Consider the following 1,241-nt stretch of genomic DNA (forward strand, 5'->3'; position numbering starts at 1 on the left):
GTGCAGTGTCCGCTTTCTTTCTGCCGTGAAAGGGCGGTGTCCTAGGCCTCTAGACGATGGGGACACTAAAAAGTGTCACTAGGACAATTGATTAGTTAAACTCACATCCTGAGCTTTTAAGGTAATGGCGTAATAGTACAAATAAAGACTCGAGCTTTATGTGTTACGCTATTTTCTCGGTAAAACCGCCTTTAACTAAAAAGTTAAGTGGCGTCCCCAAGGGGATTCGAACCCCTGTTACCGCCGTGAAAGGGCGGTGTCCTAGGCCTCTAGACGATGGGGACACAGAAAACTGCTACCCTAGGACAAACACTAAAAATTGGTGGAGCTATGCGGGATCGAACCGCAGACCTCTTCGCTGCCAGCGAAGCGCTCTCCCAGCTGAGCTATAGCCCCAACTTATTCAATACGCTCGGTGATAACCACGTCGTGTATCGCTTAGTGCGGGGCGCATTCTATGCACCCCCCAAAATAAAGTCAACAGTTTTTTGTGCGACATTATTTAAATGGTTTAATTTTCAACAAACTGGCTATCATACATGCTAAAAAGTAGATTTTCATAGTATTTAGTAACCATGAGTTACGTTAAGTGTGCCACATTTGCGTTTGAGTTGAGAATAACGACTTTATAATACTAAAAGTACCTATTCACATCGGACTCAAAAGGTATACATTTATATGCAAATTGAGTTACCACCGCTTTTTGCCTAAAACGGGCCTACTTCCATCATAACCTAGCTGGATTTTATTAAATGCTAATTGTAAAGCTTAACTATGCTAAGCGATAAACAACTTGCTAATTTGAGTGGTTTAAACAATTGAATAATATAGGCAGGATGATCTGAACTAGAAAGTTTAACTTTGATTTCTTGGTTGCAACCCTGGCTCGGTAAATCAATTACCACTAAATTGAATTAATTTTCATCCTTAAAAAGCAACAGAGCCCTATTAAGTGAATATGAATGTAGCTACATTAGCGCCCAGCCATGCATGCTTATTGTTCGTTTTATGTTACCTTGTTGATAAAGTGAACACTATTTGCATTGCATTGATTATAAAAGCTTCATTCAGCACATTTTTATCATTCAAGTGTTGACACATTTACAAGTCTATCTATAATAGCGCCCCACAACAACGCAGCAATGTGGTGTTGTTTAGATGCGGGTGATTAGCTCAGTTGGGAGAGCATCGCCCTTACAAGGCGAGGGTCACTGGTTCAAGTCCAGTATCACCCACCACAT

3 tRNA genes are annotated in these 1,241 nt (G+C 41.0%); 1 reads left to right on the forward strand and 2 read right to left on the reverse strand.

The features are described 5' to 3' along the window. Positions 1-208 precede the first annotated feature (208 nt). Together CWB76_RS18925 and CWB76_RS18930 are read right to left on the reverse strand one after the other, a co-directional pair. Positions 209-284 (reverse strand) — tRNA-Glu (locus CWB76_RS18925). A 36-nt stretch (positions 285-320) separates the two neighbouring features. After that, positions 321-396 (reverse strand) — tRNA-Ala (locus tag CWB76_RS18930). Between the two features lie 766 nt (positions 397-1,162). Between CWB76_RS18930 and CWB76_RS18935 the strand changes: the two genes are divergently transcribed. After that, positions 1,163-1,238 (forward strand) — tRNA-Val (locus CWB76_RS18935). Positions 1,239-1,241 lie beyond the last annotated feature (3 nt).

This window comes from Pseudoalteromonas sp. S1609 (assembly GCF_005887255.1).
In the GTDB taxonomy this organism is placed as follows: Bacteria; Pseudomonadota; Gammaproteobacteria; order Enterobacterales; family Alteromonadaceae; genus Pseudoalteromonas.